At 35.4% G+C, this 13,454-nt stretch carries 8 protein-coding genes; all 8 read left to right on the forward strand.

What is annotated here, in order from left to right:
- The first annotated feature begins 322 nt into the window (after positions 1 to 322).
- The 8 genes from ACI4WO_RS04665 (at position 323) to ACI4WO_RS04700 (ending at position 13,279) form a co-directional block, all read left to right on the forward strand.
- Complete coding sequence (locus ACI4WO_RS04665; protein WP_439806395.1) at positions 323 to 4,519, forward strand: carboxypeptidase regulatory-like domain-containing protein; 4,197 nt, start codon at positions 323 to 325, stop codon at positions 4,517 to 4,519.
- A gap of 432 nt (positions 4,520 to 4,951) precedes the next feature.
- Entirely contained in the window at positions 4,952 to 7,234 is a 2,283-nt protein-coding gene (locus tag ACI4WO_RS04670; RefSeq protein ID WP_439806396.1) for a glycoside hydrolase family 44 protein, read from the forward strand.
- Between the two features lie 77 nt (positions 7,235 to 7,311).
- Positions 7,312 to 7,995, forward strand: coding sequence for a response regulator transcription factor (locus tag ACI4WO_RS04675; RefSeq protein ID WP_439806397.1), 684 nt, complete (start codon positions 7,312 to 7,314; stop codon positions 7,993 to 7,995).
- Positions 7,988 to 9,679, forward strand: a complete 1,692-nt coding sequence (locus ACI4WO_RS04680) for a sensor histidine kinase (RefSeq protein ID WP_439806398.1) — start codon at positions 7,988 to 7,990, stop codon at positions 9,677 to 9,679. Before ACI4WO_RS04675 ends, ACI4WO_RS04680 begins: the two co-directional genes overlap by 8 nt.
- 128 nt (positions 9,680 to 9,807) lie before the next feature.
- Positions 9,808 to 10,569 (forward strand): helix-turn-helix transcriptional regulator, encoded by a 762-nt coding sequence (locus tag ACI4WO_RS04685; RefSeq protein ID WP_439806399.1) that lies wholly within the window; start codon positions 9,808 to 9,810, stop codon positions 10,567 to 10,569.
- A gap of 328 nt (positions 10,570 to 10,897) precedes the next feature.
- A complete protein-coding gene (locus tag ACI4WO_RS04690) occupies positions 10,898 to 11,158 on the forward strand; it encodes a PqqD family protein (RefSeq protein WP_439806400.1) in 261 nt (86 codons plus the stop codon).
- Positions 11,151 to 11,582 carry a S24/S26 family peptidase gene (locus ACI4WO_RS04695; RefSeq protein WP_439806401.1) on the forward strand — a complete coding sequence of 144 codons (432 nt, stop codon included), beginning with the start codon at positions 11,151 to 11,153 and terminating at the stop codon, positions 11,580 to 11,582. The genes ACI4WO_RS04690 and ACI4WO_RS04695 overlap by 8 nt, the downstream gene beginning before the upstream one ends.
- Positions 11,579 to 13,279: an ABC transporter ATP-binding protein gene (locus ACI4WO_RS04700; RefSeq protein WP_439806402.1), complete on the forward strand. Its 1,701-nt coding sequence runs from the start codon at positions 11,579 to 11,581 to the stop codon at positions 13,277 to 13,279. Before ACI4WO_RS04695 ends, ACI4WO_RS04700 begins: the two co-directional genes overlap by 4 nt.
- Positions 13,280 to 13,454: the final 175 nt, after the last annotated feature.

Genomic DNA, 13,454 nt, shown 5'->3' on the forward strand with positions numbered 1-13,454 from the left:
ATGGTTTTTTATTTTACCTGTCTGTTTGGTTTATACTAATACGTAAATTCATAAAACATAATTTAAATTTTGCTAAATCATGCTTTTGATTTTTACATTGAAAATATAAAATAAAATTATAAAGGTTTATTTTATGAGGTGATATCAATGAGAAAAGGCAGTGCTGGGAATATAGTAATAAAGCCTGATGAGACTTTTAAATTTTAGGAAATCATAGTATATAAACTAAAAAATATAACAATAATTTAACGTAAGTTTGAAGATGATTTAATAAACATATGATATAATGTAATAGTAAAAAAATGTAAAAACAGGAGGATTTATGAAAAAGTTATTATCAATTTTTCTTTCAGCTGTAATGTCGGTAAGCATTATAACATCTGCTGTTCCGGTTGGAGCTGAGGAGAGTGTGAACCAGTCTGAAAACGCATATGCAAGCAGTGAATCAAACATCAGAAGCACCAATTCTTTCGGAAGTCTTCTGACAGATGCACTCGATGAAGAAACAGAAGAACAGTTGAAGGGAAACGGCTACAAGGTAACATCCGTAGAAGTTGACACAAGTACAAATGAAGCTTTTGTTGAATTTGAAGCTTTAAAAAATTGTACACTTGTTGTAGCTGTTTTTAATGAGGAAGGTACTCAGCTGGTCGCTTCAGGCAGCAAGGAAGTAACTAATCAGGAACTGGAAACAACAGTAACAATTGAAGGAACTCTTCCGCAGTATTTTTATCTGAAAGCATTTCTTGTTGAAAATACTACAATGCGTCCTTTGAGTGTTGAGTATGATTCGCCGAATTACACACAGGAAATGCAGGAGTTTTTCGCAAAGACAACAGATGATTTTGAGCTGGAAAACGTACTGAATCTTGACGATGACAAGACAAACAACTTTGCCGTATATAAGGACAGCGTAATTAAAATTCCGCTGGTCGAGGGAGTAAATACTGTAAAGTCTGCTGATGATGAAAACGGTGTGTATGTAATTGAAAATGCTGACAGCAATTTTACCGGACTTAAAAAAGGTGATATTTTTGCGTATAATTACGGAGAAAATCAGCTGATTATTGCTAAGGTTGATTCAATTGAAGTAAACGGTACAACAGTTACTATCGACGGTGCGGAAACATCGCTTGATGAAATATTTGATTTTGTCAAGATTGATGAAGAAGCAGGTCTTGAAGAAGCCACATATGATGATTCAAAATTAGGAGAAGGGGTAACCTTTGAGGGATTTACAGAAGATTCAGAGGCAGAAAATGAAGAACAGCAGAATCAGGAAAGGGCAATTGCTGATTATAATGAAAAAGGTTCTGTTGGACTTTCCTTTAAATTAAGCGGAAATTATAAGATAAAGAAAGTAGGAGAAGTACAATTATCAGGTAAGGTAGAAGCTAAATTTGAAGTAAGCCTTAAAGTTTACATAACATGGTCATATCAGTATTTTGAATTCAAGAAAAGTGATGTAAATACATTTACAGGTTCGTTAACAATAAAAGATAAAACCGAAGATGCTGAAATGTTCGGTGAACCGCTTGAAAAGGAATTTGCACTGGGTGGTGTTAATATTCCTATTGTAGCGTGCATTAATGTAGGTGTTGAACCTAAATTTATTGTAGAAGCATCTGCAAGTGTTACATGGTCGCAGAAAATTACCAATACAGACGGATTTTCATGGGATAGTGATGACGGCTGGTCTGATCTGTCATCAGGTCCGAAAGGTGAGGGTACTCTTAAAATAGAAGGTTCACTGTTTGTGGGCATTGAAGCAGAAGTTAATGTAAATATTATAAGTCCCAAGGTTGCCAAGGCAGGTTTAAAACCCAGAGCCGGACTTGAATTTAAGGGAACGCTTACGCTTATCAAAACAGGTGATAAATCTACAAGTGAAAAACATGAATGTAAGTTATGTGTAGACGGTGATGTTAATGCAAAAGCACGGCTTAATGTTGAACTTAAATTTTTAGACGGCGCTATTAAAGCGGAAGCTACTATTGTTGAGTTTACCCGAAAAACAGGAGATTTTTATTACTCATTTGACTACGCAGAATTTGGCTTTGGCGAATGCCCGCATAAAGCTTATCTTGTAGATGTAAATGTAAAGGATGAAGCTGGAAAAGCAGTTTCAGGAGCAACCGTATCAGTTAATACAGCAAATATTGACAGCGTAGATACGGACAGTAAGGGTAATGCAAAATTCTATGTTCCGGAAGGTTCATATACAGTTTCGGCAGACAAGGATGAGTATATTACAGACAGTCAGAAAATAAATATTGCTAAAACCAAAAAGACTGTTAATCTTACTCTTGGAAGTAAGGATTATAAAATGACCGTGCTTGTAAAGGATCAGGACGGAAAAGCTGTTTCAGGAGCTGAAGTATCAGCTGTTATGGTAAAAGACAAAAACGGCGACAAGGTAACTTCCGGGAAAGAACAGATTCTTAAAACAAACAGCTCAGGAAAGGCAGTATTTGACGTTTCGAGCGGAACATATTCAGTTTCTGCAATTGATAAAACAAAAGGTGCTGCATCAAAGAGTGTATTAATTAACGGAAAAAATGCAGAAATAATTATGATGCTTTCAAGCAATATTCAGAACGTGACAGTAAAGGATGAGGATGGAAACCTGATTCAGGATGTTTCGCTGACAGTAAAGACGCTGACTGATGAAAACGGAACAGCAGTTCCAAACGGAGATGAAATTATTGTAAAAACCGATGAAGATGGAAAAGCAGAATTTTCAGTCGGAAATGGTAAATACAGAATAACGGCAAAGAAAACAGGCTTTAAATCCAAGTCTCAGAGCATCACAGTTCAGGATAATTCAAATGAAATTGAATTTACTCTTGAAAAGAGTTCATCAGGTACGCTTAAAGATATAGTTTCTGTAAGCGCAGGTGTTAACCATTATGCTGCCATCGACAAGGATGGAAATCTCTGGATGTGGGGTGACAATTCTTATGGTCAGCTGGGTGACGGTACAACAACAAGCAGTGACAAGCCGATAAAAATTCTTGAAAATGTTGCGCAGGTAAGCTTGGGATATAATTACAGCGGAGCAGTTACAGAAGACGGAAGTCTTTATATGTGGGGACAGAATAATGAAGGTCAGATTGGAGATGGTTCAAAAACTAATTGTTTAACTCCTAAAAAAATAATGACAGGTATGAAAAGTGTAATTTCTAACAAGTGTGGATGGTATTCAACGAATCTCCATGCTTATACAATGGCTATTACAAAAGACGGAACACTTTTAACATGGGGTGATAATACAATTGGTCAGTTGGGAGATGGCACAAGCATTGACAGATTAACTCCAACAGCTGTTATGAATAATGTTAAGCATGCGGACATTTGCTTGCAGAGTATGGCTATAACAAATGACGGAAGTCTTTATACATGGGGAAATAATGCCTGGGGACAGCTTGGAAATGGTCAGTCAGGTGGAGATGGCACCTATAATGATGGTATTGATAGTAACGTTCCTGTAAAAATCCTTGATAATGTTATATCATCGTCAATGGCTTCATGGACAGGAAGTGCTGTAACAGCTGACGGCAGTCTGTATCTTTGGGGTACAAGTAATGGTATTCAGAACAGTGCAACTCCAAAAGTGTATACAAATGGTATGAAATATGTTTCTATAAATGGTGGTACAAGTATATCTGAATATGGTGCTGCAATAACAACAGACGGAAATCTGTGCTTATTCGGATCAGGATATAAATATGATGATGTACTGAGTGATGTTGTTGATGTAAGTTGTGGTACTAACATGGGTCTTGCTGTAACAGAAGACGGAACGCTTTATTCATGGAGCAGAGGAAGCAGTACACCTGAAATTTTCGGAGCAGATGAAGAAGACACAAATACTACAAACACTAATAATACTGTTAGCAACCAGACCAGAGACGTAATTTCAGAAGATGATTCTACAGGTGCAGATCCAGCCGGAAATACTTCAGCAAGCGGCGGACAGAATAACTCAACCAGAGCAATTGAATCAAGAGCCGCAGCTTCTGAAAAAACAGCTGAATTTACTGACCTTATTCCGGGAGAAGTTTACAATGTATATCATGTAAGAACAAGAATTCTTGCAAATCCATGCGGTTCAGGAAATCTGCTTTACATTAATCAGATTACAGCAGATGAAAATGGGAATATCAGTGTTACATATACTCCGAAAGAAGAGTTTATAACAACAGAAGTTTTCGTAGTCGGAGCAACATGCAGTCATGAGTATGACGAGACAGGAATATGTACACTTTGCGGTGAAGAATGCAGTCATGAATATGATTTGAGTCAGGGTGAATGTACCATATGCCATAAGGAATATGACTTGCGCGGAGACGCAAATATGGACGGAAAGGTTGATGTAAGAGACGCAGCATTTATTGCTCGTAAGCTTGCAGAACAAAAAACAGATGAAATTCCGTTCCTGGGTGATTTTAATGCGGATATTATTATAAATGTCCGTGATGCAGCAGCAATTGCAAGATACCTTGCAAAAAAATCTTAAATCATCTTATACACATTATGAATATGGTCTTGATATTGATATAATCAAAGCCGCATCATACTCACTTCAAAATGAGAGCGATGCGGCTTTCCTTTTTATTTTATATTCCAAAACATATTACTAATATCATAATACTCAAATTAAAATAAACGGTTGTCCGTATTTTGCTAACGAAATTTTATATAAAAAATCTCAAGGAAATTTCAAGGTTTTAGTGATATACTATAAAATAAGGAAATGAAAATAAAAGTTTCTTTTGAATTTGTAAACACTGTGTAAATGGTGTTTACTAACAACAGGTTTTGATAAGTATTTTTACGGTAAACTTGCTCTTATCGTAAAAATGCTGAGGACCTGTCCTGATTTCAGATGATTTATTCTGAATCAAATATTGACGAAAAATTAAACAGTATTTAAAGGGGGATCACTAAAATGCATTTGCATCGTAAATTTGCCGGACTTATTGCAGGTATTATGTCAATAGCATGTATTGTACAGCCTGTTTCAGTAATTGCAGAAGATTCTGCTGAAAGTTACAGCATGAATGTTTCTGTTAATCTGTCTGGTGAAAAGAAAAAAATAAGTCCATATATTTATGGTATCAATCAATATGGAAATACAAACAATTATAAAAATGTAACTGTACATGCTGCAAGACAGGGCGGAAATCGCTATACAGGCTATAACTGGGAAACAAACTGGTCTAATGCGGGTGAAGACTGGATAAACAGCTCAGATACAAATATCGGTGATATTTCAAATGGTCCTGGGTATGCAGCCAGAAAGCTTTCGGAAGAATGTGAACAATATAATATTCCATATAAAATTACAACATTGCAGATGGCTGGATATGTTGCTGCTGACAAACTCGGAGAAGTAACAACTGCTGCACCTTCAGACAGATGGCTGAGTGTTGATTTCCGGAAAAATGCAGAGCTTCTTCTGGAACCGGATTTGACCGACAACACAGTTTATATGGATGAATATGTAAATTATCTTGTTGAAAATCTGGGAGACTCTACAACATCAACAGGTATTCAGGGCTATAGCCTTGATAATGAACCGTTTTTGTGGAACGATACTCATCCGTATAACCATCCTGAAGAGTGTACGGCTGATGAGCTTATTGAAAAATCTGTAGAGCTTGCAAAAGTAGTAAAAGAAATAGATCCAAATGCTGAAGTTTACGGACCAGCACTCTGGGGCATGCTTCCCTGTATTCAGGCTGGAACATCTACAGATTTTACAGATGCAAAGTGGGAAAGCATAAAAGGCAATTATAACTGGTATCTTGATTACTATCTTGAAAGTATGGCAAATGCCGAAAAAGAATCAGGTCAGAGACTGCTGGATGTTGTTGATGTTCATTATTATGCACAGGATTGCTCTACTGATGACGGAAAGCTTCAGGCTGCAAGAAGTCTTTATGATGAATCATATGTGGAAAATAGCTGGCTTCAGCCATACTATGGAAAATATTTTCCGCTTCTTCCAAATATACAAAAGTCAATAGATCAGTACTATCCAGGTACAAAAATTGCAATTTCTGAATATAATCTGGCTGATATTTCAAATGAAAAAACAACAGGTAAAAATGTGATTTCTGCTATTGCTGAATCAGAAGCACTGGGTGCTTTCGCTGAAAATAATGTTTATTTTGCAACATATTGGGGAACACTTCCTGAATGCCCTTATGTAGAATCTGCAATTAATCTTTATACAAACTATGACGGAAAGGGCTCAGATTTCGGTAATACTCTTGTTGAAACAAAAACAGATGATCTTTCAAAATCTGCTGCGTTTGCAGCTATTGATGACAATGATGATTCAACTGTTGGCGTAGTACTTTCCAACAAGAATAAAACAGCTTCTGAAAATGCTGTAATTACAATTGATGGTTCTTCATCTGATTATAAGAGTGCTGTGGTTTACGCTGTAGAACAGGATCACAGTGACATACGCATTATTAATGTACAGAATGATTTAAACGGAAACGAAATTGAAGTTACATTGCCTCCTCTTTCAGTTGCTCATGTTGTAATTTCCGATAAAGAAACTGACGCTAAAGTATATGAGGCTCCGGACATTACTGTAAAGGAAACTGTATATAATGTAAGCGATCTGTCTTTGTCGGAAGACGGTGCATATCTGATTCCTCTCGGTGATAAAGAACACCTGAAGGAATTTATATTCAGTGTAAACAGCTATTCAACAGAAGGTTCATCATATTACAGCGGAGGCGGCGGACTTTGCTTTTCTGAATTGTCACCTGTTGATGGAGGTGAAAATTTCTGGGGCTTTAAATCAGTGAATTTTTCCAATGGACAAAGTGAAATATCTGTACCTTTTGATGATGAATATACCAATGCTTCAAAGGAAGTTGTAAAGGCAGAGGTACTTGACGAAAATGCACAATGGCAGCCGGATTGGTGGAAATTTTCTGAAAAAGAAGGAAGTACCGGATCAGATGTTGTTGTAAATTATTCTACAGTTAAGCTCGTTTATGAATATGACAACTCCCAGTCAGCAGATAAAATTAAAGGGGATGTCAATAATGATGGAAAAATTGATGTGAGCGATATTGTTGCTCTTTCAAAGTGGCTTCGCAAGATAGATACAGAAATTGATCTGGAACTTTCAGATTTGAATTCTGACGGTAAATATAATATTATAGATCTTATTGAGTTAAAGAGAATTCTTATTAATCAAAAATAAATATTAAAAAACACGTCTGAATCAGGCGTGTTTTTTCTTGAAATATATGTTATAATAAATTCCGGGATGTGATGGCTATGCGTATATTAATTGTTGAAGATGAGAGAAATCTTAATATGGTTTTATCTGAAATGCTTACTATGGAAGGATATTATGTTGATTCTTCTTATGATGGAATTGATGGACTTGACAATGCTTTGTCAGGGATTTATGATATTATTATTTTGGATATAATGCTTCCGAAGAAAAATGGTATAGAAGTGCTTTCAGAGATACGAAAAAACAATATAAATACACCTGTTTTAATGCTTACAGCAAGATCTGAAATTGAAGATAAAATATCAGGTCTCGATAACGGAGCGGATGATTATCTTACAAAACCCTTTAATTCAAAAGAACTTCTGGCAAGAATCCGTGCATTATTAAGACGCAGGGAAAAAGTTTTTATTGATGAAAATTTAAAATTTGCAGATATTACTATTGATAAATCCACTCATGAAATGTACAAAAATGAACAGAAAGTAAAGCTTACCAAAAAAGAATATGATATAATGGAACTTTTGATTTTAAATAAAGGCAAAGTTGTTGCAAAAGAAGATTTAACAGTAAAAATATGGGGCTATAATACAGATATAGAATATAATTCTATTGAGGTATATATATCATTTCTCAGGAAGAAACTCAGAGCAATAGATTCAGATGTTTGCATTAACACAATACGCAGTCTGGGGTATATTATAAAGGAGCAAAAGGATGTATAAGGAAATCAGACATCTCAGAAAAAAATTTTTTATTCTTTCTGCATTGATATCATTTGTTGTGATTTTTGTAATGCTTATGTCTCTTAATCTTTTGATGAAAGCATCATATCAGAACGAATTTAAAACAGCTGAAGATATGGTAAATCAAATAGCTTTTTCTAATGCACCCGAAATTGATTCAGAATTGATATTTTTAAAGGATATGCAAATGAATGATAACGGCGATCATATTGTTATGCGTAATCCATGTACAATAAAAAGTGTCACATTAAACGGTGAAATCAGCTGCAGTGATAAAAATGCCGATTGGTATTGTGCAGGGGGCGGACTGTTTTTTGAACTTCTTGACAACTCCGGAAATATGAAATTTATTCATAAAGAGTATAAATTCAATCAGGGAAATACTAAAATTATAATTGACTTTACAGATAATTCTGATTTTTTATGTGAAGGCAAACCAGCTCAAACAGATATAACAAAGGTTTCAGACAAATGCTTTTATATTTCCACTGTTTGGTGGGCAGTCTCGAGCAATATGGAAAAGGAAAATACGGATAATGTAAAATTAACAATTGACAGTATTGAAATACAATATCAGGAAAATACGTCAGCAGCGTCTTCTGTAAATTATAAGGCATTAAATCGAAACTTTAATGAAATAAATCTGACGGGTATAACGCAGATTTTAAATAACTTCAGCTGCTTTTATATAGTTACTGATAAGGATAACAATCTTGTAGAAATCAACAATGGTAATCTTGCTGAAACAATTTCACAAGAATATGCAAAAGATATTATTCAGGATAATAATGCTGTTTTAAAATTTGGTAATACAAAATACAGGCATTTTGTTACGAATACAGATAAACTTAAAATACATGCATTTATAAATAATACACAAGCAGAAAAAAATAGCCATCTGCTGTTATTAATGTCAGTATTATCAGGAGGCACTGTATTTATCCTGGTACTTATATTAATTTATTTTGTATCCGGTAAAGCAATAAAGCCTGTTAGTGAAAGTTATGAAAAACAGAAGGAATTTATCTCCAATGCCAGTCACGAGCTTAAAATGCCTATTACAGTAATTTCTGCTACAACTGAGCTTATGGAAAAGAAAAACGGTTCGGACAGACTTTTAAATTGTATTCAGATCCAATCACAGAAAATGAGCAGACTTGTTAATGAAATGCTTGACCTTACAAGACTTTCCGGAGATGATAAACTTACCATTAATTTTCAGACGTTTGATATAAGCCGTACTATTCAGAATACTGTTTTATATTTTGAAAGTGTAGCATTTGAAGAGAAAAAAGAAATTCTTTCAGATATTCAGGAAAATTTAAGCTTTAAGGGAAATCAAACTAAAATTGAAGAACTTGTTGGTATTTTGCTTGATAATGCAATTAAATATTCTGATGAACAGGCTCAGATAAAGATCAGTTTGTATTCTAAAAATGATGTAATTATATTAATTTGTGAAAATCCCTGTAGGAACTTTAATAAAGATGATATTCCTTATTTGTTTGACAGATTTTATCGTGCTGATAAATCTCATTCCGGAGAAAAAGAAGGGTTTGGACTTGGTCTTTCAATCGCAAAAGAAATAGTATCTCTTCATAAAGGAACTATAAATACTGAATATAAAAATAATGTAGTAATATTTAATATTAAATTTAAGTGACACTATCTGTAAAAAAATTCTTTAAGGCATGATACAGTACGTCCAGAACTTCAAAATACTTTTAATTTAAAGTTTTCTATTGAAGTTTATCCGGGAATATGGTAAAATATATTCGGGAGGGTGGATAAATGAACTATGAAACAGAAATAAAAATTGCTGAAAGTTTATTTTCACAGCGTGAAGAAAATTTTGGAAATGACTCGTTTGACCGTGAAATAGCTTTTTATGAAAGTATCTGTTCGGGAGATATTGCTCTGGTCAAAATGCTTGTTACCCCGCTTGGCGGTAAAGGTTACGGAATACTCAGCAAGGACAGTCTGCAAAATCTTAAATATCACTTTGCCATTTCTGCGGCATTGATCGCAAGATTCTGCGTTAAAAGCGGTATGACTCCCGAAACGGCATATCAGCTGAGTGATTATTACATTATGAAAGCTGATGAAAGTAATACGCAGGAAGAAATACACGATATACATATGGAAATGCTTGAAAGCTATACATTAAAAATGAGAAGCATAAGAAACAGTAAAACCTATTCAAAGCCAATAGCAAAAGCTATTGATTATGTAGGTGATCATCTTCACAGCAGGATACTTATTGAAGATGTTGCCGATTATCTTCAGTTGAGTATGGGATATCTTTCAAGAATGTTTAAATCTGAAACAGGAATATCATTCAGTGATTATGTTAACAGCAAGAAGATTGAAGCAGCTTCAACACTTATTCGCTTTTCTGATTACTCTGATCTTGAAATAAGTAATTTACTTTCTTTCAGCTCACATAGCTATTTTATAAAAGTATTCAGGAAATATACGGGAATGACTCCTAAAGAATATAAGAAAAGTTTTCAGATTCCTGACTTAAAACCGAATCCTCAAAAACCGCTGTAAAATCAGCGGTTTTCTTTTTGTATCATTAATTTACTATTTTTGTAAAGATGAATCAGGCAACCTTCTTGATCATGGCTGCCTGATCTTTTATCTGAATAAATATCCGGATTATACAGTGCTCAGGAAAATTTATTGTAATACTGACACTTTTTACAATATTCAGTATAATTAAAAAAATATCAAATTTAATTTTCTGTTCCGGACGGAGAAATATATGCTTCAGTATTCATGGGCAGAAGCTGGAAACCACACATAAAATAGGCATTGATAAAAACATTGAAATATGGTATAATTGCAGGTATATAAATGATCTGAAAGGAAATTGAAAATGAAACTTAAAGAAGGATTTATAACACATCAAACGGGTGATGAACAGATAATGGTGTCTGCCGGAAATACTAAGTTTAACGGACTTGTCCGCAGCAACAGCACAGCAGCGTTTATTGTAGACTGCCTTAAAAGCGATACAACTGAAAATGAAATTGTGTCAAAAATGCTTAAAAAATATGACGCTCCGGAAGAAGTATTATCTTCGGATGTGAAAAAGATTATTGATAAGCTTCGCAGTATTGGTGCTATTGATGAATAAGTCCACTTTTGAAGATGAAATTCAGCGGACGGGCAGACTTATTTATACCAATGTTGGGGACAGTATGATGCCCCTGATTCGTCAGGGAAAAGATCTGGTAATAATAGAAAAGGCTGTCGGAAGACTTAAAAAATACGATGTGCCTCTTTATAAGCGTGACAGTGGGCAGTATGTTCTTCATCGGATTCTCAAAGTCCGGGAGGACGGCTACGTTATCTGCGGTGACAATCGCTGGCAGAAAGAGTACGGCATAACTGACCGGAATATTATCGGAGTGCTGACAGGTATTGTCCGTGACGGAAAGACTATTTCTGTGAACGATAAAAAATATCGGATATATGTTCATTTGTGGTGTGACTTTTTTCCTGTCCGGGCATTTATTTTACATGCAAAGAATTTTTTGAAGAGGCGGTTAAAAAAATGAAAAATTCAAGCTTGAAATGGCTTAATTCCGTCACGGGAAAAAAGAAAATTTATATTGTGATTTTGCTGATTGTTCAGGCCGCACTTGGAATAAGCTCGGTTTTTTATGCCCTTTTGCTGAGAAATATAATCGACTTCGCTGTGGACAAAAACCGTACTGGGTTTATAGCTTTTCTGATACTTCTGATTGCACTTGTAGCAGTGCAGATCGCTTTGCGTGCGGTTGTGAGATTTCTTGAGGAGTACTCTAAAAGTACCTTTGAAAATCTGCTGAAAGGACGTCTTTTCGGTAATTTACTGAAAAAAGACTACGCTTCGGTAACGGCAGTTCATTCGGGGGAATGGCTTAACAGATTAACATCAGATACGGTTGTTACGGCAACAGGACTTGTGGAGATTATTCCCGGAATAGCAGGGATGGCAGTGAAAATGATTGGTGCTCTGGCAATGATCCTTGCTTTAGAATATAAATTCGCATTTATACTTGTTCCCTGTGGATTTTTACTTATTCTGCTGACCTATGCATTTCGCAGAACTCTGAAACGCCTTCATAAGAATATTCAGGAAAAAGATGGCGTATTGCGTACTTTTATGCAGGAAAGACTGGGAAGCATGATGATTGTCCGTACATTTTCTGCTGAACAGCAGGTTGAAGAGGAAGCAGAACAGAAAATGTCTGACCATAAGACTGCAAGAATGAGACGCAATCACTTTTCCAATATCTGTAACATTGGTTTTTCAACGGCTATGAATGGAATGTATCTGCTTGGGTTAGGCTATTGCGGCTATGGAATTATGATTGGTACTATAAGCTATGGAACGCTTATGGCAATATTACAGCTTATAAGCCAGATACAGTCGCCGTTTGCAAATATTACAGGCTATCTGCCTAAATTTTATGCTATGACAGCCAGTGCTGAACGTTTAATGGAAATAGAAAAATATGCGGACAGCTGTCCGACAGTTGCCAGAAGCAGTGGGGAAATAAAGGATTACTATAACTGTGATTTCAGTCTGATAGGCTTTTCAAACGCTGGATTTACTTATCAGCCAATTGACAATGATAAAAATAATATGCCGGTTGTTCTGAAAAATATTACGATTTCAATTTGTAAGGGTGATTATGCCGCTTTTACAGGACATTCCGGATGCGGTAAGTCTACGCTGTTAAAGCTTATAATGTGCCTGTATCCTCTGGATGAGGGAGAGCGATATCTGCTCAGTTCTGATAATGAAAAAATACCTTTGACAAGACGGTGGCAGAAGCTTTTTGCCTATGTTCCTCAGGGAAATCATCTCATGAGCGGAAGTATCCGGGAAGTGGTGGCGTTTGCTGACAAGGATAAAATGTATGATGAGGAGAAAATACACAGAGCTTTAAAAATTGCCTGTGCAGATGATTTTGTATATGAACTTGAAAACGGTGCTGATACGATTCTTGGCGAGCGTGGACAGGGACTTTCAGAGGGACAAATGCAGAGAATAGCAATTGCAAGAGCAATTTTTTCGGATAATCCTATACTTCTGCTTGATGAAGCTACAAGCTCTCTTGATGAGGATACTGAACGAAAACTCCTTGAAAATCTTCGCAAAATGACTGATAAAACAGTGCTGATTGTAACACACAGACCGGCAGCACTTGAAATTTGTGACAGAATTATTGAATTTGGTGAAAATGGAATTGAAATAAAAAAGTAGATAGGATATTTTACTTTTTTACAGAATATTACATAAAAGTACAAAATAATGTATAAAATGTTGTAAAATTAAATATAAAATTGTGCTTTTTTGTTTAAAACATAGAAACCGAAAAAAGTAGTTGACAAGAGGGAGATAAGGTGATATAATAATAAAGCTGTCGAACGAGAGAGAG

The organism is Porcipelethomonas sp., assembly GCF_051893655.1.
Lineage (GTDB): Bacteria > Bacillota > Clostridia > Oscillospirales > Ruminococcaceae > Porcipelethomonas.

Coding starts and splice junctions, on each gene's coding strand:
- ACI4WO_RS04665 (WP_439806395.1), top strand. CDS start 323: ATGAAAAAGTTATTATCAATTTTTCTTTCAGCTGTAATGTCGGTAAGC.
- ACI4WO_RS04670 (WP_439806396.1), top strand. CDS start 4,952: ATGCATTTGCATCGTAAATTTGCCGGACTTATTGCAGGTATTATGTCA.
- ACI4WO_RS04675 (WP_439806397.1), top strand. CDS start 7,312: ATGCGTATATTAATTGTTGAAGATGAGAGAAATCTTAATATGGTTTTA.
- ACI4WO_RS04680 (WP_439806398.1), top strand. CDS start 7,988: ATGTATAAGGAAATCAGACATCTCAGAAAAAAATTTTTTATTCTTTCT.
- ACI4WO_RS04685 (WP_439806399.1), top strand. CDS start 9,808: ATGAACTATGAAACAGAAATAAAAATTGCTGAAAGTTTATTTTCACAG.
- ACI4WO_RS04690 (WP_439806400.1), top strand. CDS start 10,898: ATGAAACTTAAAGAAGGATTTATAACACATCAAACGGGTGATGAACAG.
- ACI4WO_RS04695 (WP_439806401.1), top strand. CDS start 11,151: ATGAATAAGTCCACTTTTGAAGATGAAATTCAGCGGACGGGCAGACTT.
- ACI4WO_RS04700 (WP_439806402.1), top strand. CDS start 11,579: ATGAAAAATTCAAGCTTGAAATGGCTTAATTCCGTCACGGGAAAAAAG.